The sequence below is a fragment of the Acinetobacter sp. CIP 53.82 genome, from assembly GCF_000369465.1.
Classification (GTDB): domain Bacteria; phylum Pseudomonadota; class Gammaproteobacteria; order Pseudomonadales; family Moraxellaceae; genus Acinetobacter; species Acinetobacter indicus.
The window spans coordinates 1909163-1933429 of the sequence record NZ_KB850046.1 but is presented as its reverse complement, the minus strand read 5'-3'; the positions used below and the strand labels follow the sequence as shown (position 1 = coordinate 1933429).

Genomic DNA, 24267 nt, shown 5'->3' with positions numbered 1-24267 from the left:
CTCCTTTTATTTACACACAAGTTCAACCGGTACAGTTATATCTTGTGCCTGAGCTGAAACCTGTAATACAGCGCTACAGGTTTGCGCCTCTCGAGTTTTAATCCGGACACTATAATTCCCTGGAATCAAGCCATATAAAGTGACCGTTCCATCCGAACCAATCGGATAAACCTCGCCACCTTCATTGTTAATATGCAGCTCTGATCCCGGTACAAAACTGCGATTTTGGACATCTACCGGCCGGATACGAACCTGTTTAGCATGGAAAACCGGGAAATTGATTTTGTAGCCGCGCTGGTTTAACGCGGTAATTTGTTTACTTGAATAAAGAATTTTATCTTCGATAGGTAACTGATTTTCATCAAAGGCAATGTCGTATTTCACATAAGGAATAATGTCATGCACAAAGGCATAGCCGTCTTTGTTGGTTTTATCGACATAAACCAGTGAGCGTAGAATATCAATATCTTGATAATCCCCGACTTTGACCAAACCAAAAGCATGTTCAACAATTTTGGTAAAACTTAGCTGATTACCCAACCGGACAACAGCACCACGATAAGCCAGTTGCGAGTCACGCGTTTCCTTGCCCTGAACATGGTAAAAATCTAGATCACCCACCTTGGTTTTCAGCAGGCCATTTACATTATAAAGTGTGTCATCATTGCGATGATTCACACCGACAGCATAGTCAAAGCCGACCTGACTCGAGTCACTTTTTACCAGCTGCAGGTTGGTGTTCTGGTCTGCAGACTGACTAAAATAGACGGATTTATCATTATCAAAATTATAACTAAGAGATAATATCCCGCCAGAATCTTTACGATCGCCAAAGGCATTGAAATAACTGAGCCCAACAGCAAATTGGCGTCCAAAATTTCGGTTAAATCCGACATTGATCACCCGCTGGTTCTGCTGTTCAAATTCAGGATGATCATAGTATTTCTGTTCAGCATAGTTCAGATTAATATTGTGCACATAAGGCACATTGGTCAGCCCTAAATACACCAGATTTTCAAATTTTGGATAATTCGAAACATTGTCCAGATCATCGCCTAAAAATTTAAAATCCCGTTCGGTATACTTGGAACTGGCACCCAGTGAAAAATTCCCGAAATCTTTGCTGGCGGATAAACCATAGGAATAGTTCATCTGATTCCGGTCATCATGCGAGGCCATGACCACACTGTCTACAATTAAAATATTACTAATGGCCTGAGTCCACATAACCCCCGCATTCTGAATATCTTCACTATACGACAGGTTGGTTCCCAAAGTGGTTGCGTTAGACAGCCCCCTGCGGTAAAAGCCATTAACAAAGAAATCCCGATAATCGCTACTGTCCAGATTGTAGTTATAACGCAGCTTACCTAAGGCAATATTATATTCATCCAGGCCATCACGTAATAAACGGTTAGTGACCAGCACCGGAAAAGTTTGCACACTGCGATTACCTAAAACATCTTCAACTACAATTTGTGCATCACCCGCCTGCTGAATTTGCGCCCCTGTTTCCAGCATGTAATCACCCGGGCTGACTTTCTGGCTATAAATACTCACCCCGTTAATAAACAGCTCAACAGTAGATGGAATACGCGCGCTACCCTGTAAGGTTGGAATATTCCAATAGACAAAACTTGGTCGCTCGGTGTAGTTGGTTCCCCAGTTTAAACCGGCAAAACGCAAAGAGTTAATTAACGGGTTATAGGTTGTTGTGGTGTCGCCCAGGGTTAGACGGGTCATGCTTTCCGGAAATTCCAGATCAAAACTGCTATTTAAACGTACCACCTGCTCCTCGACAGAGGTATTCTGATACAGCACCGAATTCTTGAGAATCCAGTAATCTTTAAAGATCCCCAACTCGGCCAGACCACTATAAGCTTCATTTGAATCGCTGTTGGCATAGACCCAGTCATAATTCATAAAGCCACCAAAACTGGCTTTTTCAGGAATCACTTTCTGGTTAAAAACGTTTAAATCGGATTGAAAATAGTGAGTGGGGATGGTTAATTTAATGGACTGCGATGAACTATCAAAAACCGCTTGAATATCGCCTTCACTGACCAGACAGAAATCCGCACGCTGCTGATGTTTCTTTAACTTCTGCACTTGAATTTGCCGTTCGGACAGCACATCACAACCCATATAATAATGCTGCCCTTCTGTGATTAAAATAATATCAGTATGATGATCAAGTTCATTAATCCACAGATTGGCAAGACTTTCTTCTACCGGATTTTCATTCGCATTCGCTGCGAAGCTAAATAAAATATGAACAACAATAAACCACCGATTTTTTATATTCATCGCAAATTCCCCTTATACCGCTAGTCCGAGAATTTAAGCTCCACCATGTTATCGTTCTTATCCGTAAAAAATTGGACAGTATACTTTTTTGGATCTGCAATCTTGGTTCCATTTAACTCATAGCTGTAATTCATTTTGGCCAATAAGTAAGCCATAGTATCGGCCTTAAACACTTCCTTCTTATTGGCATCAACAATCTTCAAATTATTAATCTGAACATGCGAATTGGCCTGATTTTGTGCAACCAGCCGGTTATTCTCAATATTAAATTTAACGTTCGTATCTTCCTGCTTACCGACAAATAAAGGCAGGTTAAAGCTGAGCAGAAAGTTAACTGAGGTTTCTTTCACGGCCTGTGGAATTTCTTCCACCAGAATGCGCCATGCACCCTCCTGATTACCGGTGAGTACCGACTCTAAAGGACGATTAAAACCAACACGGATAGTCTGTTTACCATTCGGCTGCAGAATAAAGTTTTTGGGATTTAAAATAAGGGTGTCATCTGGTACCAAAACATTCTCACCATTGCCTTGTTGCGTCCATTTAAAGGCTTTAATTTCAAAAATTTTTGCTTCAGTTTCATCTGTAGATTCTAAAGTAAGCGTTGTGGTTCTTTGTTTAGCCTGACTGTTGATATACATCTGAACCGGATCAATAGAAACACCTGCATAACTTGCAGATACATAACACAGCGATGAAACTAAAAAGGCTATTATTTTTTTCATATTATTCCCCAGCTTTTATAACGAAAAAGCCTAACTTGGTCCGAAGACCAAGTTAGGCGAAACACTAAATTAGTAGAACACTTTGATTTTATAAGTGTCTGAATATGTACCTGCACGCTGGAATGGAGCTACTGCCGAGTTAGTAACCGAAACAGTATAGACATCATCTGCTAGACCAGCATGGTTACTGCTACCCCAAGCAATCGCACCACCACCTGTTTTTGTTGTTGTGATTGTAGTTGGAATACGTACTGTGCCATCATCTTCATGCTTAACATATGTACTTGCATTGGTACCATTGTTTGCAGTTGTAATATTTAATACATAGTGAGTATTACTTCTTACTGTATAGTTAGATGTTTTGGTACCACCGGCTTTGCTCAACTCAATTGCTGATCCGCCTTTAATTTCACATTTTTTTGGAACTTCTAGTTTAATTGGAATATCTTTTTCACAACCTAAAGTTGTACAGCTATTCCAGTTATGTTTACCGCCTGGTTTACCAGCTGTTTCAGCTTCTGTTGCATAAATTGCTGATGAGCAAGTACCTGCAAATAATACCGCCATAGCTGTTTTAATTAATGTAGACATGTCGTGTTTCTCCATAACTTTAATATAAGAACCTTTTTTCTAATCACTCACCCAAACCAGAATGTCTTTAGACTGATTAAAACCCGATCCTGAGCAAGTCCTTTTATTGTAGGTATTCCACAGAAAAAACCATCTATACGGGATTTTTCACACAAGACTAAGTGTTTATTTTTTAAAATTATTTTTCTTTTTTAATCGACTGTTTTTGGACTAATTCTCTTTTTTTGGTGACCCAAATTCTCCTTGCTACTTGGGTCACTATTTTTAGGGATTTTTTTTCTACCTAGTTTTTTAAGATAAAAACAAATAGATGTTTTTTATAAAAAATATTAAATACCCTTAATAAACATTCCTTTACATTTATTACATTTTTTTTTAGTTTTCCTCGAAATATTAGAATTTTCCACCAAAAATTAGTTGAAATTTCACATATTCTTAAGAAGCCTGACAATTTAAACAGATTATTTGATTGTTATTTTAAATATAAAATACTTAGTAATAGGGATAGCCTTATTCAATAAACTGTTAGGGAGAAATAATAAAATACATAAACCCCATCAGAAAAAACCAAAGCAGCCCAATCTGTTTTATTCCTGATTCATTTTTTACTTTTTTTGCATTTATTCATTTTTCACTCGACTTTTAATCTGAGTAAAAAATAATTCTTCTAAATAAAAGTATTTTTCAGCCAATTTAGTGACCCAGCGTGATTAGCCATCTCACTCAGTACAGTAGTTATTTTTGGGGCAGATGATCTGGCAGCGACGTCAAAGCAGCACTTTAAGTGAAGCGTAAGAAGTAAAAAACAGTGTTTTGTATGAAGTACAAGGAAGAAAAGCACTCCTTTGAATGAAGCAAGGCACACAATATTAAATGTAAAAAAACCACTCTAGTGAGTGGGTCTTCGCGTTCAAATCAAATGATTCGAGAAATTAGTTCTTTTCTTTGTCTACGATTTTGTTTGCTTGAATCCAAGGTATGAGCAAGCTCAGAACACTGTTCTGAGTGAAGTGCAAAGAAAGAAAAGCACTGCTTTCTTTTCTTTAAGGCACGGAAGTTAACTTAACTCAGTAAGCTCTATTTTTAAATGACATAAAAAAGCCCCTGTGAAACACAAGGGCTTTTTGGCTCAGAAATTAGAACTTAGTTCTTTTCTTTATCAACGATTTTGTTTGCTTGAATCCAAGGCATCATGGCACGCAATTTAGCACCAGTCACTTCGATACCGTGAGCAGCGTTTTGACGACGACGAGCAGTCATAGATGGGTAGTTCAACGCACCTTCCTGGATGAACATCTTCGCGTATTCACCAGATTGAATACGTTTAAGCGCATTACGCATTGCTTCACGAGACTGTTCGTTGATGACTTCAGTACCTGTTACGTATTCGCCGTATTCAGCGTTGTTTGATACAGAGTAGTTCATGTCCGCGATACCGCCTTCGAACATTAAGTCAACGATCAATTTAAGTTCGTGTAGACATTCGAAGTAAGCCATTTCAGGCGCATAACCCGCTTCAACCAGAGTTTCGAAGCCCATTTTAACCAGTTCAACGGCACCACCACAAAGAACCGCTTGCTCACCGAACAGGTCAGTTTCAGTTTCTTCACGGAAAGAAGTTTCGATGATACCTGTACGGCCACCACCTACGCCTGAAGCGTAAGAAAGTGCAAGGTTACGTGCGTTACCAGAAGCATCTTGGTGAATCGCGATAAGATCAGGAACACCTGAACCACGTTGGTATTCAGAACGTACAGTGTGACCAGGTGCTTTAGGTGCAACCATGATTACGTCAAGGTCAGCACGTGGAACAACTTGGTTATAAAGAACAGAGAAACCGTGAGCAAATGCTAAAGTCGCGCCTTGCTTGATGTTTGGCTCGATCACGTCACGATAAAGTTGCGCTTGGAACTCGTCTGGAGTCAAGATCATCACCACGTCAGCTTGTGCAACTGCAGCAGGAACTTCAGCAACTTTAAGACCTGAATTTTCAGCTTTTTTCCAAGAAGCTGAACCAGCACGTAAACCAACAGTTACGTCAACGCCAGAATCTTTAAGGTTAAGCGCGTGCGCGTGACCTTGTGAACCGTAACCAATGATCGCTACTTTCTTAGATTGGATGATAGATAAGTCGCAGTCTTTATCGTAAAAAATTTGCATTGCTGTCTCCGCTTAAATGCTTTTGATTCCTGTCCGCTAGGGCAATTTCTTTATTCAGCTTGCTAGCGCCTCTCCCAGCCGGGAGAGATGAATTCGTTGTTAAATTAAATAGTTAAAACTTTTTCGCCACGTGCGATACCCGATACGCCTGAACGCACCACTTCCAGAATGGTGTTCTCAGCCAACGCATCAATAAAGCCATCGAGCTTTTCTGTGGTACCAGCAATTTGAATGGTATAGGTCGTTGGTGTCACATCGACCACCTGACCACGGAAAATATCGGCAGTACGCTTGATTTCATCACGTGCTGAACCCAGTGCCTTGACTTTAATCAGCATCAGTTCACGCTCAATATGCGCGCCTTCAGACAAATCTACCACTTTGACCACTTCAACCAGCTTATTCAGCTGCTTGGTAATCTGCTCAATTTTGTGGTCATCACCATACGTGGTCAAAGTCAGACGTGAAAGTGTTGGGTCTTCAGTCGGTGCTACGTTCAGCGTCTCAATGTTATAACCACGTTGAGAGAACAAGCCCACTAAACGAGAAAGCGCACCAGCTTCGTTTTCAACGAGAACGGAAATAATGTGTCTCATTCTGTACGCTCCCCTTTTCCTAACCACATATCTTTCATGGAATGACCGGCAATCTGCATCGGATAAACGTGTTCAGTACGGTCAACCATCACGTTAATAAATACGCATTTATCATTGATGGCCATGGCCTCAGCCAACTTCGATTCAAGCTCATCGGCATGGTCAATCTGGATTCCCACGTGACCATACGCTTCCATCAGCTTGGCAAAGTCAGGTAAAGACTCTACATATGAGCTTGAGTGACGACCTTCATAGTTCATATCTTGCCACTGTTTTACCATACCCAAGGCACGGTTGTTCAGGCACAGAATTTTCACGTTCAAACCGTATTGCTTACAGGTCGACAGTTCCTGAATACACATCTGGATGGATGCTTCACCAGTAATACACACCACCTGCTGGTCTGGATACGCCAGTTTCGCAGCCATTGCATAAGGTAAGCCTACACCCATGGTGCCCAAGCCACCCGAGTTGATCCATTGACGTGGGCGCTTGTATTTGTAGTAAAGCGCACCAAACATCTGATGCTGACCAACGTCAGAAGTAATAATGGCCTCACCATTAGTCACTTTATCTAAAGCTTCCACCACCTGTTGTGGCTTCATGGTGCCATCAGTTGGCTTTTCATATTTCAAACCATGAACTTTACGCCATTCATTGATCTGCTCCCACCATGCTGCAATCGCTTCAGGATTTGGCTTCGACACATTCATCTGTTTCAGCTGTACCAGCATCTCCTGGAGTACAGGTTCAACTGCGCCCACAATTGGAATGTGCGCCATGATGGTTTTAGAAATTGTTGCCGGGTCAATATCAATATGAATGACTTTAGCATTCGGACAGAATTTTGCCGGATTGTTGGTGACACGGTCATCGAAACGCGCGCCGACACACAGAATCACGTCTGCATTGTGCATGGCCATGTTGGCTTCATAGGTACCGTGCATACCGAGCATGCCGATGAATTGCGGATCATCACCCGGGAATGCGCCCAAGCCCATTAAGGTATTGGTCACAGGATAACCCAGAATATGCGCCAACTCAGTTAACTGTGCTGCGGCATTGCCCTGCACCACACCACCGCCTGAATAAATCACTGGACGTTTGGCATGAATCAGTTCATCAATCGCTTTACGGATTTGACCTGAGTGACCACGATGTGGTGGTTGATACGAACGCATCTTCACTTTTTCAGGATATTCGTAGGCAAATTTTTCTGCCGGATTGGTCGCATCTTTTGGAATATCAACCACAACCGGACCAGGACGGCCAGATGACGCGATATAGAATGCTTTTTTAATAATTGATGGAATTTCGCTGGCATGACGCACCTGGAAACTGTGTTTTACGATTGGTCGGGAAATCCCCACCATATCGGTTTCCTGGAACGCATCTTCACCAATTAAATGAGAAGCAACCTGACCTGACAGAATCACCATTGGAATGGAGTCCATATAGGCTGTTGCAATTGGGGTAACGGTGTTGGTTGCACCTGGACCTGAAGTCACCAGCACCACACCGGTCTTACCGGTTACGCGCGAGTAAGCATCAGCCATATGGCCTGCTGCCTGTTCATGGCGCACAAGGTAATGATTGATTTTGTCTTGTTGAAAGAACGCGTCGTAAATGTGTAAAACGGCGCCGCCTGGGTATCCAAATACATGTTCAACGCCTTCGTCCGCTAATGCACGAACGAGCATTTCACCACCAGATAAAAGTTCCAACGTGATTCACCCTAATCTTAATCACTGCGAAATGGGAGGCATTTGCAGCGTTTCATTAATTCATTGTTGCACTGTTATAGCACACATATTTCATAGTTTTCATCGCAATAGGAAAAATTTGTGATCTGATTGCTGATTGAGCAATATGAGATCTAAAAACATGTTGGGATAAACACGTTTCACAGCTTTGTTCAGCTTCTCGGCTAGAGAAGTTGCCCATTGCATGACATGACACTTATTCGAAGGGTGATCGATCTAAGGCATATAAAACTAAAGACAGCATTTTTGTAGTTTCGTCCCCTAAAGTCAAGTTTAAAAATTGGCTTTTTTCCTAAACTTGGCTGTGTGCCTGTTTTTTAAACACATCTGGTTTTCAAGCATTACATAGAAAAATTTAAATTTCCGTTATAAAACATGATATTTCATGTGTTTGCCTTTATTTCACATAAATTTTAAATATAAAATACATAAAAAAAATGAATGAATTTTATTAAATAAAAAATCGTTTATTTATAATTCACCCATCAAAATGGATCATTCTGCAGCAGTAAAATGGTTATTTCAGATACAACAGCCGAGGATATTCAGGCGCAGATTCATGCTGTTATTTTTCATCTTCCAGCCTAAAAATTCATCAACTTTGGCGCCAATTATTGCTAAGATAAACGCGCAGATTGATCAGCTGAATACAGCATGAGGATAACAAGATGAATCGCTCTATTTTAACTTGGGGATTATGTTCAGTAGTCGCACTGGCCAGCGCCAATGTGATGGCCAAACAGTACTACAAATGGGTCGATGCCAATGGTTCAACCCATTACACCACCACCCCGCCACCGAAAAATGCCAAGAAACACGGCAAAGTCGATACTTACGGCTGGCGCAACTCTGCCCCAACGACTTCAGCGCAAACGGCGGCAGCGAATAATACGCACAGTCCAACCACAGCACAGACAGCGAACACGCCAGCAACCGCTCCCGAGATGGATTCACAGCAACGTGAAGCCAATGCTGCCCTGCAGCAAGCCCAACAGGAACGTGCCAATCCGCAAGTTTTTTAAGTTTCTGCTTGCTCTGGCCCGATCAGTTAAATTTTTCCAGCAGAAACCGCCGCGCAAAATTCACTTTTCGCTGCATTTTGCGCTATGCTGTGCAACAAACTTTTAACCGTAATTCATTAATCCGTTTATGACTACTCATATTGACCCTGAATATCAAGCCAGTGCGATTGAACCTCAAGTCCAAAGCGACTGGGAAACTCGTAAAGCCTTTAAAGTTGCCGACACTGTAGAAGGTCCACGTCGTTATATCCTCTCGATGTTCCCTTACCCAAGTGGCAAACTGCATATGGGTCATGTGCGTAACTATACGATTGGTGACGTGATCAGCCGTTTCCACCGCTTAAAAGGCGAAACTGTACTGCAACCGATGGGTTGGGATGCCTTCGGTCTACCTGCTGAAAACGCAGCGATTGCACACCAGGTTGCACCAGCAAAATGGACTTTTGAAAACATTGATTACATGCGTAATCAGTTGAAAAAACTTGGTCTATCGATTGACTGGGATCGTGAATTTGCAACCTGTACACCAGAATACTATCGCTGGGAACAATGGTTATTTGTTCAGCTTTATAAAAAAGGTCTGATCTACCGTAAACTTTCAACGGTGAACTGGGACCCAGTCGACCAAACAGTACTTGCCAACGAACAGGTTGAAAATGGTCGTGGCTGGCGTTCAGGTGCATTGGTTGAAAAACGTGATATTCCAATGTACTACTTCCGCATTACTGACTATGCGCAAGAATTACTGGACGACCTAGACACGCTGAAAGACGGTTGGCCACAACAAGTATTAACCATGCAACGTAACTGGATTGGTCGCTCACAGGGTATGGACATTACCTTCCCTTCAGCAAATCCTGACGTGTATGCAGATGGTTTAACAGTCTTCACAACGCGTGCTGACACCTTAATGGGCGTGACGTATGTTGCAGTTGCAGCAGAGCACCCAATGGCGCTTAAAGCAGCTGAAAACAACCCTGAACTTGCTGCATTTATCGAAGAATGCCGTATGGGTTCAGTTGCAGAAGCTGATCTTGCGACTGCTGAGAAGAAAGGCATGGCAACAGGTCTTTCTGTAAAACACCCTGTGACAGGTGAAGAAGTTCCGGTTTGGATCGCGAACTACGTACTCATGTCTTACGGTTCAGGTGCGGTGATGGCAGTGCCTTCACACGATGAACGTGACTTCGAATTTGCCAACAAATACGGCTTAACGATTAAGCAAGTGATTGATGCCAAAGGCGCTGATGATGCAGACTTTGATGCAACTCAGTGGCAAGAATGGTACGGCTCTAAAGAAGGTAAATTGGTCAATTCAGGTGAATTTGACGGTTTAGACTTCCAAGGTGCTTTCGATGCATTCTTGGCAAAACTTGAACCACAAGGCCTTGCCAATGTCAAAGTTCAATTCCGTTTACGTGACTGGGGTGTTTCTCGTCAGCGTTACTGGGGTTGTCCAATTCCAATGATTAACTGTGACACTTGTGGTCAAGTGCCAGTGCCTGAAGATCAACTTCCGGTTGTACTTCCGACTAATGTTGTGCCTGATGGTTCAGGTAACCCACTCAATAAAATGCCTGAGTTCTACGAAACCAAATGTCCATGCTGTGGTGGCGACGCACGTCGTGAAACAGATACATTGGATACCTTCGTAGAATCTTCTTGGTACTATGCACGTTATGCTTCTCCAGACTTTACAGATGGCATGGTGAAACCTGAAGCGGGTCAAACCTGGTTGCCTGTGAACCAATACATCGGTGGTGTGGAACACGCGATTCTGCACTTGTTATATGCACGTTTCTTCCACAAATTGATGCGTGACGAAGGCGTGGTACAAGGCAACGAACCATTCACCAACTTGTTAACACAAGGTATGGTACTTGCCGATACTTATTACCGCGAGTCTGAATCAGGTAAGAAAACTTGGTTCAACCCTGCCGACATCGAACTTGAAAAAGACGAAAAAGGTCGTATCACGTCTGCGAAATACAAAGGTGATGGTCAAGACGTCATTGTTGGCGGCCAAGAAAAAATGTCGAAATCGAAAAATAACGGGATCGACCCGCAAGCGATTATTGACCAATACGGCGCAGATACGGCTCGTGTATTCATGATGTTCGCTGCACCACCTGATCAATCTCTTGAATGGTCTGATGCTGGTGTTGAAGGTGCAAACCGCTTCCTGAAACGTGTATGGCGTTTGGCAACTGGTTTCCTTGAACAAGGCAACAATGCATCAAACATCGACAAAGCTGCGCTTTCTACAGCAGCGCAAGACTTACGTCGTAAAACCCATGAAACCATCCAAAAAGTGGGTGATGACATCGAACGTCGTCATGCATTTAACACTGCCATTGCAGCGATGATGGAGCTTCTAAATGCAAACAACAAGTTTGAAGCGAAAGATGACAATGACGTGGCTGTGGCTCGTGAATCCATCACCACACTTCTGACTTTACTGGCACCATTTGCACCACACTTAAGCCAGACTTTATTGGCGCAGTTTGGGATCGAGTTAACATCTGCTCAATTCCCGACTGTGGATGAATCTGCGTTAACACGTAATACCCAAACCATCGTGGTTCAGGTGAACGGTAAACTTCGCGGCAAATTAGAAGTGTCTGTCGATGCATCGAAAGATGACATTTTGGCACAAGCGAAAGCATTGCCTGAAGTGCAACAATTCTTGACTGGCCCAACCAAGAAAGAAATTGTAGTACCGAATAAGTTAGTGAATTTGGTGGTTTAAGAATCTCCCCTACCCCCTCTTTAAAAAAGAGGGGAAAAGCCTCCCTGAGCAAGAGATAAAGCACCGCTTTAGATCGAAGCGCAAGAAAGGGAGGCTTAAAAAACACAAAGCCCGTTGCCAGTCAACGGGCTTTGCACATACAATCAAAATCTCATTTTATTTTTCGCTTGATTCAGGCCAACACAGAGGACAACACATGCATTTGGGCAAACGTGTCGCAGCTATTGTACTTACATGCGGTTTAGCTACTAGCCTGGTCGGTTGTGGTTTTCATCTGAAAGGCACCAACCCAACCGTCGCCCCGGTGGCCTATTCGAAAATGCGTCTGGCGCTGCCTGCCCAAGCGGAAGAATTACAGGAAAAACTGTCGATTTATTTGGGTGCCGCCGGTGTCCAGCTCAGCAATAGCAATGATGCCTATCTGCTGCGGGTACTCGACTATAGCCCGCGCCGTCTGGAATTAAATGGCAAGCTGGTCGAAACCATGCTGCGTTTAAATGTGACTTTCCGTATTGAAGATGCGCAAGGCAATCCGGTGACTGAACCGCGTACCGTAGTCGCCACCCGAAGCTATCAATATGATGTCGCAACAGTGAACACCGATGATCAGGAACAGAAATTCCTGCGTGATGTGATCATTGATGACGTGGCCCAGCAAATCGTACGTCAGATTTCATCAAACCGCTTACCTGCCGCATCGACCAGCCAAACTGCTGCACCATGAAACTGGATTACTTACAGGCCCTGAAACGGATTGATGATGCCCGGGGAGCCTGGGTGCTGCATGGTCAGGAACCACTACTAGAACAAAACCTGATTGATGCTTTTCGCCAAAGCTGGCAGAAGCAGGACATTGAACGTCAGCGCTATGACATTAGCAGCGTCAGTGACTGGAAAAATGTCTTTAATGCCTTAAACAGCCTGTCTTTATTTTCCACCCAACTGGCAGTTGAAGTGCATGGCAACATCAAGCCCGATGCCAGCAGCTTAAAACTGCTGAAAAGCTATTTACAACAAGACAGCAATAACCTGCTGCTGGTGGTCATGCCCAAGCAGGATGCCAGCAGCCTCAAGTCAAGCTTTTTCCAGACGGTGGAGGCCAATGGCGTTTGCGTCGCCTTAACAGCAAATTACCCACGCGATCGTCAGCAGATTTTAGCAGTTGAAGCACAAAAACTGGGGATTCAACTGGCCAATGATGCCTGGCAATGGCTGGAACAGCATCATGAACACAACTTGCTGGCGGCCAAAAATAGCCTGATGCGGGTGCGCGATACATTTCCGGACCTTGAACAGATTCAGATTGAGCATTTATATGCCTGCCTGCAAGACCAGTCGCGCTATACCACTTATGATTTAAGCGATGCCCTTTTAGCCGGAAATCTGGCTCAATCTATCAAGATTTTTCAGTATCTGACTGCCTCTGGCGAGCCGATGAGCCTGATCTTATGGAGTATCAGCAAGGAAATGCGGCTTCTGATGCAACTATTCGAACAACCGCAGAATGCCTTACAACTGGGCATCTGGAAAAATAAGGTCAGCACTTATCAGCAGGCGGTACGCCGTTTATCGCCACAGACGTTTTTAAGCTGGCCAGCGCTGTTATTAAATATTGATGCGGCCATTAAAGGCGTCAGTCAGGACAACCCGGAACAGCTGGTGCAGCAAGCCATTGCCAGTCTCTGTGGTCGGCCTTTATTTGCCGTTTAACAGGATATTCAGACCTGCATAGAATAATTATCATTTGCAATGTCTTCAAAATATTCACGATTTATCCTTAATTCGCTTTTATAATTCCGTTTAATTCTTTTTACCTGTTTCGATGATCATGCCTAAAATAAAACCAACCAAACTCGCGCTTGCTGCGCTGGCCATTGTGGCACTTATTGCTGCAGCCTGGTTCTTTTTAAAACCTAAACAGGAACAGCCACAGTACATTACCGCTGCCGTCAGTCGTGGCGATATTGAAAATTCAGTACTGGCCACCGGTGTCCTTGAAGCCACCAAAATGGTCAGTGTCGGCGCCCAGGTGTCGGGACAGGTCAGAAAAATGTATGTCGAACTCGGCGATCAGGTCAAACAGGGCCAGCTGATTGCCCAGATTGATTCGGTACGTCAGGAAAACGAATTAAAAACCGCAGAAGCCAGCATTAAAAACCAGCAGGCCCAACTGGCGGTGCGTCAGGCCAATCTTGCCAAAGTCGAAGCTGAATATCGCCGACAACAGGCCATGTATGACCAGGATGCGACCTCACGTGCAGAACTGGAAGCCGCACTGGCCAGCTACAAAACCGCACAGGCCGATATTGCTGCCATTAATGCCCAGATTGAACAGTCCCGCTTAACCTTAGCCACCACACGTGAAGATTTAGGCTATACCCGTATTGTTGCACCCATGGATGGTACGGTCGTGGCGATTGTTACGGAAGAAGGTCAGACTGTAAACGCCAACCAGAGTGCGCCGACTATTGTCAAACTGGCCAAGCTCGACACCATGACCGTAAAATCGGAGATTTCTGAAGCCGACGTTATGAAAGTGGAAGAAGGCCAGCGTGTGTACTTCACCACCTTGGGCAACAGTGAGAAAAAACACTACGCCACCTTGCGTCAGGTTGAACCGGCACCAAATTCAATCAATACCGAGACCAATAACAGTTCATCCACTTCAAGCTCTGCGGTGTATTACAACGCCCTGTTTGATGTTCCGAATGAAGATGGCAAGTTGCGTATTGACATGACCGCACAGGTGTCAATTGTGCTGGATGAAGCGAAAAATGTCCTGATGATTCCAGCGGCAGCCATTCAGGCCTCTAACCGTCCACAGCGTAGCCGTGCCCCGGGTGCAGATCAGGCGCCGGCTGAACGCGGTGCATCTGAAGCTCGTGGTCAACGCCCGGCCGGTGACCGTCCTGCGCGCTTAACCCTGACCGAACAGGAACGTGCCCTGATTGATCAAGGCAAAGCTGCACTGGCAATGGTACGTGTCTTACAGGCCGATGGCAGCGCCAAACCGCAACAGGTCCTGACTGGCTTAAATAACCGGGTTAGCGTTGAAATCATCAAAGGTTTGAAAGAAGGTGATCAGGTCATTATTGCCGATGGTTCAGATACTTCAAACGATGGCGCCAAACGTAGCAACCGTGGTGGTCCTTCCGGCCCAATGAGAATGTAAGCATGAGTCAACAACAGCAACCTCTACTCGAGGTCAAGAATCTGACTCGTGAATTCCCGGCAGGTGAATCAACGGTGCAGATTCTCAAGGGTGTCGATCTGGCGATTTACCCCGGCGAACTGGTCGCGATTGTCGGTCAGTCCGGTTCGGGTAAATCGACTCTGATGAATATTTTAGGCTGTCTGGATAAACCGACCTCGGGCAGCTACCGCGTCAATGGCCGTGAAACCCGTGAACTGGAACCCGATGAACTGGCGCAGTTACGCCGTGAATATTTTGGTTTTATTTTCCAGCGCTACCATCTGCTGGGCGATTTAACCGCAGCGGGAAACGTTGAAGTCCCGGCGATTTATGCCGGTGCCGATGCCGATGAACGTCATCAGCGTGCAGAAAAACTGCTGACCGATTTGGGTCTGGGCGAGAAAACCCAGAACCGTCCAAGCCAGCTTTCTGGTGGTCAGCAACAGCGTGTTTCGATTGCGCGTGCGCTAATGAATGGCGGCGATGTGATTCTGGCCGATGAACCAACCGGTGCACTGGACAAAAATAGCGGCATCGAGGTGATGCGGATTCTGCGCGAGCTGAATGCCCAGGGTCATACTATTATTCTGGTCACCCATGACCACAATGTCGCCAAAAGTGCCAGCCGGATTATTGAAATCAGTGACGGGAATATTATTTCCGATCAGCCGAATACGCCAGAAACTGAAGATGCGCCCCTAGAAAAACAGCAACTGCAACGCAATACACAAAAGAAAATTTCGTCTTGGCGTTCTGCGGTGGACCGTCTGGGAGAAGCTTTCCGTATGGCCTTACTGGCCATGAATGCACACCGGATGCGAACCTTTCTGACCATGCTCGGGATTATTATCGGAATTGCCTCGGTTGTTTCGGTGGTGGCACTCGGCAATGGTTCACAAAAACAGATTCTGGAAAACATCAGCAGTCTGGGTACCAATACCATCACCGTGTATCAGGGCCGGGGCTTCGGGGACAATTCACGTTCCTCTCAGGTCAGGACCCTGATTCCCGCAGATGCCGATGCGCTGGCGGAACAGCCCTATGTCGATGGGGTCAGCCCGTCGGTGAATACCAGCGTGACCGGACGCTTTAAGGAAATTGAAGCCTCGACCACCGTGAATGGTGTGAGTGAAGACTTCTTCTATGTACGTGGTCTGGATTTTAACAGCGGTCAACCTTTTGACCGGAGCAGTGTCCGCACTCAAGCCCAAGACGTGGTGATTGATACCAACACCCAAAAGACTTTCTTTAGTGACGGCTCTAACCCGGTAGGTCAGGTGATTTTACTGGGGAGCGTACCCAGTCGGATCATTGGGGTGGTCGATGCCCAGCAAGGCATGGGCGGTAATGCGGATAGCCTGAATGTCTATCTGCCCTACTCCACCGTTTTAAGCCGGATGCTGGGGCAATCGCATGTGCGCAGCATCATTGTCCGGATTAAAGATGAATATCCAAGTGCCGCCGCAGAAAATGCAATTTTAAGCCTGCTGGTCCAACGCCACGGTGCGCAGGATGTCTTTACCCAGAATGCCGACAGTATTCGGGAAACCATCCAGCAGACCACTGCGACGATGACCCTGCTAATTTCAGCCATTGCCGTGATTTCTCTGGTGGTGGGTGGTATCGGGGTGATGAACATCATGCTGGTATCGGTTACAGAGCGGACGCAGGAAATCGGCGTTCGTATGGCGGTGGGTGCCCGACAAAGTGACATCTTGCAGCAGTTCCTGATTGAAGCCGTACTGGTCTGTATTTTAGGTGGTATTCTCGGGGTGCTCTTATCTTTAGGGATTGGACAACTGATTACCCAGTTCGCCGGCGGGACTTTCCAAATGGCCTACTCGACCACCTCCATTGTGGCGGCCTTTATCTGTTCCAGCCTGATCGGGATTGTGTTTGGCTTTATTCCTGCCCGTAACGCTGCCCGTTTAAACCCCGTCGATGCCCTGTCTCGAGAATAAGGATACTTTCATGCAATTGAATTTCAGTAAGCTTGCAACCGCCTTGCTATTGAGCAGCAGCCTGGTCGGCTGTGCGGCGGTGGTGAAAACCCCATATCAGGCACCCGCTGTGACTATTCCGGGCAGTTTCCAGAACAGTAAAGCGGTTAGCCAGCAGGTGCATGCCCAGGTTCAGGCCGATCAGTGGTGGACGCTGTTTAAGGATGCCCAGCTGAATGCCCTGGTTGAACAAACCTTGACGCGCAATAGCGATCTGGCAGTTGCGGGGATTAACCTGCAACAGGCTCGTCTACAGGCGGGACAGTCTCAAAGCCAGCAAGGGATCCGGATTGGAGATGCCAGCATTTCAACCGGGCACCGTTTTAGTCTGGATGGCGATGGTAATGCCTCGACCGGAATTTCTCTGGGCTATCCACGCTTGAGTTATGAACTGGATTTATTTGGCAAACTGGCCAACCAGACCGAAGCTGCGCGCTGGGAAGCCTTAGCCACCGAGCAGGATTTACAGGCCACAGCACAGAGTTTGATTGGTACAGCAGCAGAGCTGTATTGGCAGCTGGGCTATTTAAATGAACGTTATCAGGTGGTCCAGCAAAACCTGGCGACCGCACAAAAAACCTATGAACTGGTGCGGGTACAGTATCGGGCTGGCGCGGTATCGGGTCTGGATGTAACCCAGGCAGAACAGTCGGTACAAAACCAGAAATCGACCTTAAGCCAGATTGAGCAGCAGCGTGTAGAAACCCGGACGGCCTTGGCGGTTTTATTAAACATGCCGGTACAGCAGCTGAATATTCAGGAACCGCCGCGTTTACCACGCACGGCGCTGCCGGAGATTAGTGCCGGTTTGCCGGCAGAATTATTAGCGCGTCGTCCGGACTTGCAGGCCGCTGAGTTGCGCCTGCGCAAAGCTCTGGCCAATAAAGATGCCAATCGGGCCAGCTATTATCCATCGATTAGTTTAACTGGTGCGCTATCAACGGGTGTGGGTGCCTCTACCTCACTAAGCAGTGCATTGCAAAATCCGGCCTTGACCTTGGGTGCTGGATTAAGTCTGCCATTTTTACAATGGAATGACATGAAACGTGATTTACAGGTCAACGAACTGGAATATGAAAAAGCGATTTTAGAGTATCGCAAGACCCTATATGCCGCCTTTGCAGATGTGGAAAATGCATTATCGGCACGTAATGAGCTGGATAAACAGCTTGCCTTGCAGGCACGTAATGTTGAACTGGCGGAAAAGTCTGAACGGTTGACTGAAGTCCGTTATCGTAACGGCGCAGTGGCGTTAAAAAATCTGTTAGATGCACAGGAAACCACGCGTAATGCCCGTTTGTCTTTGGTACAAACCCGTCAGAGCCAATACAATGCTTATGTAACTTTATTGCAGGCGCTGGGTGGAAGCCCGATTCAGCAATTGCCTTAAATTTATGGAATAAAAAAAGCCCGTAAGGGCTTTTTTTATATAATTAAAGATCAATAAAAAAATTTATTTTAATTACTTATCAAAATAATCTTCAGGATAGGGATCAGTACCTATTAGATTTTTTCTATATAACATAACACTTGGGTATATCCCTTCACTGTCCCAAAGCCCTGAATTATAAAAATCCTGTTCTTTTACATCTGAAAAATTCAATTTTTCAAATACGTTTTCTGAAACTTGTGCTATATCTCTCAAATTATTTTTACCAAATAAATAGAAAACCAAAAATAGGAAAGAAAAAAGAAAAGCCATTGAGTTAGAAATTATCAAATTAAATTTAAACCTATCGGCAGATATACCTTCAATATTAAAATATTGGAGAATAACAATAAAACTAAATAAAATACAAAAAACTACTGACATTATAATGGCAGTTTTAAACAAAGATAAATAAGTCTTCTTTTTAGATCTTCCCATCTCATATGGCATATGTAACAAACCTTTTTTAGGATCTAGAACTGCATATACAAAATGGTATCCGTCCTCTTGTTCTTCACTAATCACCATAATTAGAGGTGTATTATTTTTAAACTTTACACCAGTGAACTGACCAACAACGCGAATTCCGTTAATCTCACCTCTAAAAGTCTTTCCATCTCTACCTTTTGCAGCTAACGCCATAATTGGCGCATTACTCATTAAAGAAGTACTTCCAACCAATGTACCAATTAACGCAGTATTCGCAGCTTGTTTACCTAAATTACCAATGGACAAAATTTTAGAATCTTCTACTTTAAGATTTTGAATCTTGCCTTCAATTTTTATCATTTTTCTTCTCAAAATAATCTTCAGGATAAGGGTCATCACCAATTAAATAATCTCTATACTTCATAACACTAGGAGGCTTTGTTGCATAAATATGTAAGCATCTGATTTAAATAAATTTAATTTTGGATCAAAAAATAATCAAAACTTTTAAAATCATATAGTTATGAAATCTTTGTGCAACAAAGCCACGTGTATATGTAAAAGCCCAGATTTAGGAATGAATACTGCGTAAAGTTCATATAAATTACCCTCTAAAGCTCGAGCTACACAAATGACTTAATCATTTTCTTCAAATAACTCACAATGAAACTGTGCTACGCACACTTTATCGTTAATCGTTGCTACCACATATTGCTCGTGAAGCCGACTTTGAGATGCAACAAAAATTGTTTGTACAGATACAAATAAACTCTCTGCCATACTAGCCAATAGAGCAGACGACAATATTGGCTATCGCGTCCAGCACCTAAAGCATTCATTATGAATCTCAAGAGTTTCTCTGGCTTTAAAACTTCATCAAATCATATAAATGTATCAATTTTTTCTTCTTTTTCTTTGATATAACTTTCAGGGTAAGGATCATATTCAACAGCTCTACGATATTCATAAACAGACTCTAAAATTAATTTTGCATTATCATCTTGATGGCGAGCAGTAAGTAAATAAATCTTTTCAGGATTTTGAAAACCGTACATCTCAAAAACTTGTTCTGACTTTTCATTTAAATGCCGTAATGAATTAAACGCATTTTTAACAATAAACATAAAAATAAAATAAGAGATAAAACTAACTATTGTCAAAATTAGAAACATTTCCTGAGTTAAGCCGCCAGTAAATATAAATAGTAAAAACATAGCAACTATACTTATTGCATACCAGACTCTCCCCCCTTTCATCATTGACTTGTATGCTGGTTTATCGGCTGCTCCCATGCCCACTTGCATATGCAGTAAACCTGTTTTTGGGCTAAGTACTGAACACAACTCATATACATTCGGTTCAATTTGTCGAGCAATACAAATGACATATTCACCTGCCTCAAACAGGGCACGATGAAACTGACCTACACACACTTTGCCGCCTATTTTCATCACCACAGTTTGTATATGTAAACGGCTTTGCGTAGCTAAAAAAACCGTTTGTGCACCCAAGGAAACACTACCAGCAACTGTACTTAAAATCGCTGAGGACTTAATTAAGTTATCTCCTGCTCCCCCCAAAGTATTTAGCACGCCATTATGTATTTCTAATGCTTCAATACGACCTTCAAACTTCAGCAAATCATATAAATACATCACTTTTTCTTTCCTTTTTCTTTGATATAACTTTCAGGGTAAGGATCATATTCAACAGCTCTACGATATTCATAAACAGACTCTAATAGTAGTTTTGCATTATCATCTTGATGTCGAGCAGTAAGTAAATACATCTTTTCTGGATTTTGGAAACCGTACATCTCAAAAACTTGTTCTGATTTTTCATTCAAATGTCGTAATGAATTAAATGCATTTTTAACAATAAACATTAAAATAAAATAAAATAAAATACTAACTATTAATAACATCAAAAAAATATCTTGATTAAATTCATCAATGAATATAATAAATAGACTAACCCCAATAATTGTAGCTGCATACCAAATCCGCCCTCCTTTTATCATCGATTGATATGCGGGTTTATCGGCTGCCCCCATGCCCACTTGCATATGTAATAAACCCGTTCTTGGACTTAATACTGAACATAACTCATATACATTCGGTTCAATTTGTCGAGCAATACAAATGACATATTCACCTGCTTCAAACAGGGCACGATGAAACTGACCTACACACACTTTTCCTCCTATTTTCATCACAACAGTTTGGATATGTAAACGGCTTTGTGTGGCTAAAAAAACAGTTTGTGCACCCAAGGAAACACTACCAGCAACCGTACTTAAAATTGCTGAGGACTTAATTAAGCTATTCCCTGCATTTCCCAAAGTATTTAGCACGCCGTTATGAATTTCTAACGCTTCAATACGGCCTTCAAACTTCATCAAATCATACATACTCAAACACTCACTACTGCTTTTACAAACTCTTGATATTCTTCATCTTCATTTTTAAAGGGCGTTTCTTGGCTATTTGCTTTCCTAAACGGTGTTTTTTGGCACCAATCCTCGAATGCATTATCCAGCACATAATTTTTAAGAGCATACTCTAAAGCCACCAATAAAACGGAAATCACAGTCAAACCTGCTACTACACGTGCTCCAGCAAGAGCAGCAACAATAACATTTGAAGAAAATCTTACTGCTGTCCGATTTAATACACCCTTTCCGATATATGGTGCAACTGAGCTTGCGAATACTCCAGCTTGTCCTACAGTTAAAGCCAAACTCGTTAAAAGTCTTACATATGAAATGAGTATTATTGTCGTAGAGTTCGTTTCTTTAATATTCTTATAATGGCTTTGTTGCATAAATATGTAAGCATCTGATTTAAATAAATTTAATTTTAGATCAAAAAATAATCAAAAATTTTAAAATCATATAGTTATGAAATCTTTGTGCAACAAAGCCATATGCGGGCCAATTGGTTGTGCGGTAGATTTTGTGTGTAGGCTTCTTCATTTGGAAATTATATTGCCGAAGGAGTCCTTAAGAACAGCTTTGTGCAACAAAGCCAAACAATGATATAAAACACTTAATTATTTTATGTGTTTAAATTTCAACAGTATTTTGAACTGAAATTTGCAAAAACTACAGCAAAAAAACTGCGCTACTTAGCAGAAAATCAATGGAATAAAAATCAGTAGCTATCAACTTTTCGTTAAACACGAGAACTGATAAAAAGGTTTAGGTAAGTGCTGATTGATACAGTATATACAGAAGGGGAAAACAGAATTGTTCAAAAGTTTATTGGCTAACTCGTGAAACCAAATATACACTAAGAATCTTATATGATCAGTTGGCCGACAATACAGGCTTCATTCAGTATCGTAAGAATTTAGGTGCATAATTCTAAAAAAACGTGGAACACAATTATTCACATAAAAGGCCCAATCTAGTATGATTGGACTTTTTATTTTATAATTAACCAATTGATTTTAAAGTAAAGTTAAAATAATTTCGCATAACGTGTATTATGTTAATTATAAATTTTCTTATATTTCAAAATAATATGATCCTGTTATCAAACACATGAATAAAATGCCACAAATGAAAGCTGAATATTGTAAAGCAAAGAAAAATGGAAATTCATTTAAAAGTCGTTTTAACTTTTTTTCGTCCATCTTCATAAAGAAATCTTTTTGATAGAGTTTCTTAAACTTAAAAAAATTTTTCAAACTTAACAACTCTTTCCAAAAGGTTGTAGGGATAAAACTAATATATATAAAATCAAAGAGTTCCAGAGGGGATTTATATCTATTTTTATCATTAAAAACGATTATACAAATTTGATTCAAATTTTTATTTATATAAAAATATAGAATAAAATATAATAAAAAAAATCCAATAAGAAATAAAAAAGCAAATATACCCATAGGCATTTTTTGTACTAATAAAAGTATTGTATCCATTATTTTTTAACCACAATATCATATATATTACCGGCAACAGCACCACTCATGTCACCAAATGCTTTAGATGCGAAAGCACCAGAAACAGCAACGACTCCTAAAACTACTAGTCCTGCGCCTCCAGTTGCTACCCCAACAACTATTGCACTTACAACGACACCTGCACCGAAACCACCAGCTATTTTCGCTGTTTCTACTACAGTTGTTTTAGATCGATCTTCAGGATTAGCCTCTGCTATTTCAAAACCTGCTTTTAGTACATCTGATGCAATAGCAAGATAGCCAACTAATTTTAATTGTTTACTAAATTTACCAATCTCTACCATTTTCTTTGAATATTCTTTTATCCCACCTTTGTAATTTTTGTCTCTTGATGGTGCAGATTGACTGAGTATTCTACGCATATTGTCCGTTTTAATTGATTGATCATATCTCAAAAATTTTTGCGTTGATTCACTTTGTATTTGAGTATACAAATGAGAGTATTTCTTTTTGAAAAGATTGAAATTCTTTGGATTTCCATAAGTCGAACCTTTAGCCCTTTCCTCTGCTAGTTTCTCTGCTAATTGTCCATGGGCTGTATATATTCGATGAACATTACCTTCCAGTAAAGTTACTGTCGCATCAACTGCTATCTTTTGCTCTAGAAAACTTTCTTTTTCTTTAAACTTAATGGTTAAATGATCATCGTTTTCTAAAATATCCTTGTTTACTATTTTTGCATTTTTATTTGTGATTGCATCGTAAAAAAACTCATAATTTTGAGCGAAGAACTCAGCATCAAAATCTCTATCTTTTTGCATTTCGGTCAATGTTTTCTGCGCTTGTTGTGCGTATTTTTTATATTCTGGTAACTCTTTAGCAGTCTTAGTATTTGACAAGATGATAACTTGCCCAGGCTGTAAAACTCCCATAGATACTAGGTTTGGAAGATGAGCGTTATTTGTCTTAAGAATATCCCATTCTGAGCGAGATAACGGTTTTTTAAATATACGTTGAGTCCACGCGAATACTGGTTCGGATTTTTTAATTAAATACCATGCTACCTCTCCATCATCTATTTGAATCTTTTTGATATTTTCTTTAGTTTTTTTTGTTATTTCAGAAGTTGTTTTAAGTTTATAAACACTTTGAGTTTTTTTATTAGGGTATGCTTGTGCTGAAATCGTTTGTAAGACTGTTCCTTTCAAATAAATAATATAAGCGAGACTAGTATTTAAGTTGTTAATTTCATACCAAATTGTTAAACCATTTTCATCGAAACGCCCTTCGAAATTAGTTGTTTTCTTTGTTATTTTATTTTTGACAACAAATTTGTAAGTTATATCTTTTAATTTTAAAGGTGCTTGTACTGTAAGTTTTAAGCGACTGTAATGCAT

19 protein-coding genes are annotated in these 24267 nt (G+C 42.2%); 7 read left to right on the top strand and 12 right to left on the bottom strand.

Features of this window, described 5'->3' with window-relative positions; all coding sequences use genetic code 11:
• Positions 1-6: 6 nt before the first annotated feature.
• The 6 genes from F905_RS14615 to F905_RS14590 all read right to left on the bottom strand — a co-directional run bounded on the left by F905_RS14615 (position 7) and on the right by F905_RS14590 (position 8103).
• Positions 7-2307, bottom strand: coding sequence for a fimbria/pilus outer membrane usher protein (locus F905_RS14615; RefSeq protein ID WP_005182376.1), 2301 nt, complete (start codon positions 2305-2307; stop codon positions 7-9).
• A 20-nt stretch (positions 2308-2327) separates the two neighbouring features.
• On the bottom strand, positions 2328-3032 hold the full coding sequence (locus F905_RS14610; protein ID WP_005182375.1) for a fimbrial biogenesis chaperone: 705 nt from the start codon (positions 3030-3032) through the stop codon (positions 2328-2330).
• A 69-nt stretch (positions 3033-3101) separates the two neighbouring features.
• A complete protein-coding gene (locus F905_RS14605; RefSeq protein ID WP_005182374.1) occupies positions 3102-3623 on the bottom strand; it encodes a hypothetical protein in 522 nt (173 codons plus the stop codon).
• A 1143-nt stretch (positions 3624-4766) separates the two neighbouring features.
• The gene (gene ilvC, locus F905_RS14600; protein ID WP_005182373.1) at positions 4767-5783 is read right to left on the bottom strand and encodes a ketol-acid reductoisomerase; all 1017 of its coding nucleotides are present in this window, start codon (positions 5781-5783) and stop codon (positions 4767-4769) included.
• A 104-nt stretch (positions 5784-5887) separates the two neighbouring features.
• Entirely contained in the window at positions 5888-6379 is a 492-nt protein-coding gene (gene ilvN, locus F905_RS14595) for an acetolactate synthase small subunit (RefSeq protein ID WP_005182370.1), read from the bottom strand.
• Entirely contained in the window at positions 6376-8103 is a 1728-nt protein-coding gene (locus F905_RS14590; protein WP_005182368.1) for an acetolactate synthase 3 large subunit, read from the bottom strand. Before F905_RS14590 ends, ilvN begins: the two co-directional genes overlap by 4 nt.
• 707 nt (positions 8104-8810) lie before the next feature.
• On the opposite strand from F905_RS14590, the gene F905_RS14585 reads away from it, so the two are divergent.
• The 7 genes from F905_RS14585 to F905_RS14555 all read left to right on the top strand — a co-directional run bounded on the left by F905_RS14585 (position 8811) and on the right by F905_RS14555 (position 18496).
• The gene (locus F905_RS14585; protein ID WP_005182363.1) at positions 8811-9164 is read left to right on the top strand and encodes a DUF4124 domain-containing protein; all 354 of its coding nucleotides are present in this window, start codon (positions 8811-8813) and stop codon (positions 9162-9164) included.
• Between the two features lie 127 nt (positions 9165-9291).
• Positions 9292-11913, top strand: coding sequence for a leucine--tRNA ligase (gene leuS / locus F905_RS14580; protein ID WP_005182355.1), 2622 nt, complete (start codon positions 9292-9294; stop codon positions 11911-11913).
• Between the two features lie 196 nt (positions 11914-12109).
• Positions 12110-12637: an LPS-assembly lipoprotein LptE gene (gene lptE / locus F905_RS14575; RefSeq protein ID WP_005182353.1), complete on the top strand. Its 528-nt coding sequence runs from the start codon at positions 12110-12112 to the stop codon at positions 12635-12637.
• On the top strand, positions 12634-13623 hold the full coding sequence (gene holA, locus F905_RS14570) for a DNA polymerase III subunit delta (RefSeq protein WP_005182351.1): 990 nt from the start codon (positions 12634-12636) through the stop codon (positions 13621-13623). Before lptE ends, holA begins: the two co-directional genes overlap by 4 nt.
• A gap of 118 nt (positions 13624-13741) precedes the next feature.
• On the top strand, positions 13742-15085 hold the full coding sequence (locus F905_RS14565) for a MacA family efflux pump subunit (protein ID WP_005182348.1): 1344 nt from the start codon (positions 13742-13744) through the stop codon (positions 15083-15085).
• A gap of 2 nt (positions 15086-15087) precedes the next feature.
• On the top strand, positions 15088-17067 hold the full coding sequence (locus F905_RS14560) for a MacB family efflux pump subunit (RefSeq protein ID WP_005182346.1): 1980 nt from the start codon (positions 15088-15090) through the stop codon (positions 17065-17067).
• Between the two features lie 10 nt (positions 17068-17077).
• A complete protein-coding gene (locus F905_RS14555) occupies positions 17078-18496 on the top strand; it encodes an efflux transporter outer membrane subunit (RefSeq protein ID WP_005182341.1) in 1419 nt (472 codons plus the stop codon).
• A gap of 72 nt (positions 18497-18568) precedes the next feature.
• Here the strand turns inward: F905_RS14555 and F905_RS14550 are convergent, their stop codons facing one another.
• The 6 genes from F905_RS14550 to F905_RS14525 all read right to left on the bottom strand — a co-directional run bounded on the left by F905_RS14550 (position 18569) and on the right by F905_RS14525 (position 24267).
• Positions 18569-19324: a putative type VI secretion system effector gene (locus tag F905_RS14550; protein ID WP_005182338.1), complete on the bottom strand. Its 756-nt coding sequence runs from the start codon at positions 19322-19324 to the stop codon at positions 18569-18571.
• Between the two features lie 521 nt (positions 19325-19845).
• Positions 19846-20619 (bottom strand): putative type VI secretion system effector, encoded by a 774-nt coding sequence (locus tag F905_RS14545; protein ID WP_005182337.1) that lies wholly within the window; start codon positions 20617-20619, stop codon positions 19846-19848.
• Positions 20619-21374, bottom strand: a complete 756-nt coding sequence (locus F905_RS14540) for a putative type VI secretion system effector (protein WP_005182336.1) — start codon at positions 21372-21374, stop codon at positions 20619-20621. Before F905_RS14540 ends, F905_RS14545 begins: the two co-directional genes overlap by 1 nt.
• Positions 21375-21376: 2 nt before the next feature.
• On the bottom strand, positions 21377-21787 hold the full coding sequence (locus tag F905_RS14535; protein ID WP_005182335.1) for a hypothetical protein: 411 nt from the start codon (positions 21785-21787) through the stop codon (positions 21377-21379).
• A 684-nt stretch (positions 21788-22471) separates the two neighbouring features.
• The gene (locus F905_RS14530; protein ID WP_005182334.1) at positions 22472-22888 is read right to left on the bottom strand and encodes a hypothetical protein; all 417 of its coding nucleotides are present in this window, start codon (positions 22886-22888) and stop codon (positions 22472-22474) included.
• On the bottom strand, positions 22888-24267 hold the full coding sequence (locus F905_RS14525) for a hypothetical protein (protein WP_005182330.1): 1380 nt from the start codon (positions 24265-24267) through the stop codon (positions 22888-22890). The genes F905_RS14530 and F905_RS14525 overlap by 1 nt, the downstream gene beginning before the upstream one ends.

Excerpts from the sequence above, each read along its gene's own strand:
- holA (WP_005182351.1), top strand. The coding sequence starts at position 12,634 with ATGAAACTGGATTACTTACAGGCCCTGAAACGGATTGATGATGCCCGG.
- F905_RS14540 (WP_005182336.1), bottom strand. The coding sequence starts at position 21,374 with ATGTATGATTTGATGAAGTTTGAAGGCCGTATTGAAGCGTTAGAAATT.
- F905_RS14530 (WP_005182334.1), bottom strand. The coding sequence starts at position 22,888 with ATGGATACAATACTTTTATTAGTACAAAAAATGCCTATGGGTATATTT.
- F905_RS14550 (WP_005182338.1), bottom strand. The coding sequence starts at position 19,324 with ATGATAAAAATTGAAGGCAAGATTCAAAATCTTAAAGTAGAAGATTCT.
- F905_RS14585 (WP_005182363.1), top strand. The coding sequence starts at position 8,811 with ATGAATCGCTCTATTTTAACTTGGGGATTATGTTCAGTAGTCGCACTG.
- F905_RS14545 (WP_005182337.1), bottom strand. The coding sequence starts at position 20,619 with ATGTATTTATATGATTTGCTGAAGTTTGAAGGTCGTATTGAAGCATTA.
- leuS (WP_005182355.1), top strand. The coding sequence starts at position 9,292 with ATGACTACTCATATTGACCCTGAATATCAAGCCAGTGCGATTGAACCT.
- F905_RS14555 (WP_005182341.1), top strand. The coding sequence starts at position 17,078 with ATGCAATTGAATTTCAGTAAGCTTGCAACCGCCTTGCTATTGAGCAGC.
- F905_RS14615 (WP_005182376.1), bottom strand. The coding sequence starts at position 2,307 with ATGAATATAAAAAATCGGTGGTTTATTGTTGTTCATATTTTATTTAGC.
- F905_RS14535 (WP_005182335.1), bottom strand. The coding sequence starts at position 21,787 with ATGCAACAAAGCCATTATAAGAATATTAAAGAAACGAACTCTACGACA.
- F905_RS14605 (WP_005182374.1), bottom strand. The coding sequence starts at position 3,623 with ATGTCTACATTAATTAAAACAGCTATGGCGGTATTATTTGCAGGTACT.
- F905_RS14560 (WP_005182346.1), top strand. The coding sequence starts at position 15,088 with ATGAGTCAACAACAGCAACCTCTACTCGAGGTCAAGAATCTGACTCGT.
- F905_RS14610 (WP_005182375.1), bottom strand. The coding sequence starts at position 3,032 with ATGAAAAAAATAATAGCCTTTTTAGTTTCATCGCTGTGTTATGTATCT.
- ilvN (WP_005182370.1), bottom strand. The coding sequence starts at position 6,379 with ATGAGACACATTATTTCCGTTCTCGTTGAAAACGAAGCTGGTGCGCTT.
- lptE (WP_005182353.1), top strand. The coding sequence starts at position 12,110 with ATGCATTTGGGCAAACGTGTCGCAGCTATTGTACTTACATGCGGTTTA.
- ilvC (WP_005182373.1), bottom strand. The coding sequence starts at position 5,783 with ATGCAAATTTTTTACGATAAAGACTGCGACTTATCTATCATCCAATCT.
- F905_RS14525 (WP_005182330.1), bottom strand. The coding sequence starts at position 24,267 with ATGCATTACAGTCGCTTAAAACTTACAGTACAAGCACCTTTAAAATTA.
- F905_RS14565 (WP_005182348.1), top strand. The coding sequence starts at position 13,742 with ATGCCTAAAATAAAACCAACCAAACTCGCGCTTGCTGCGCTGGCCATT.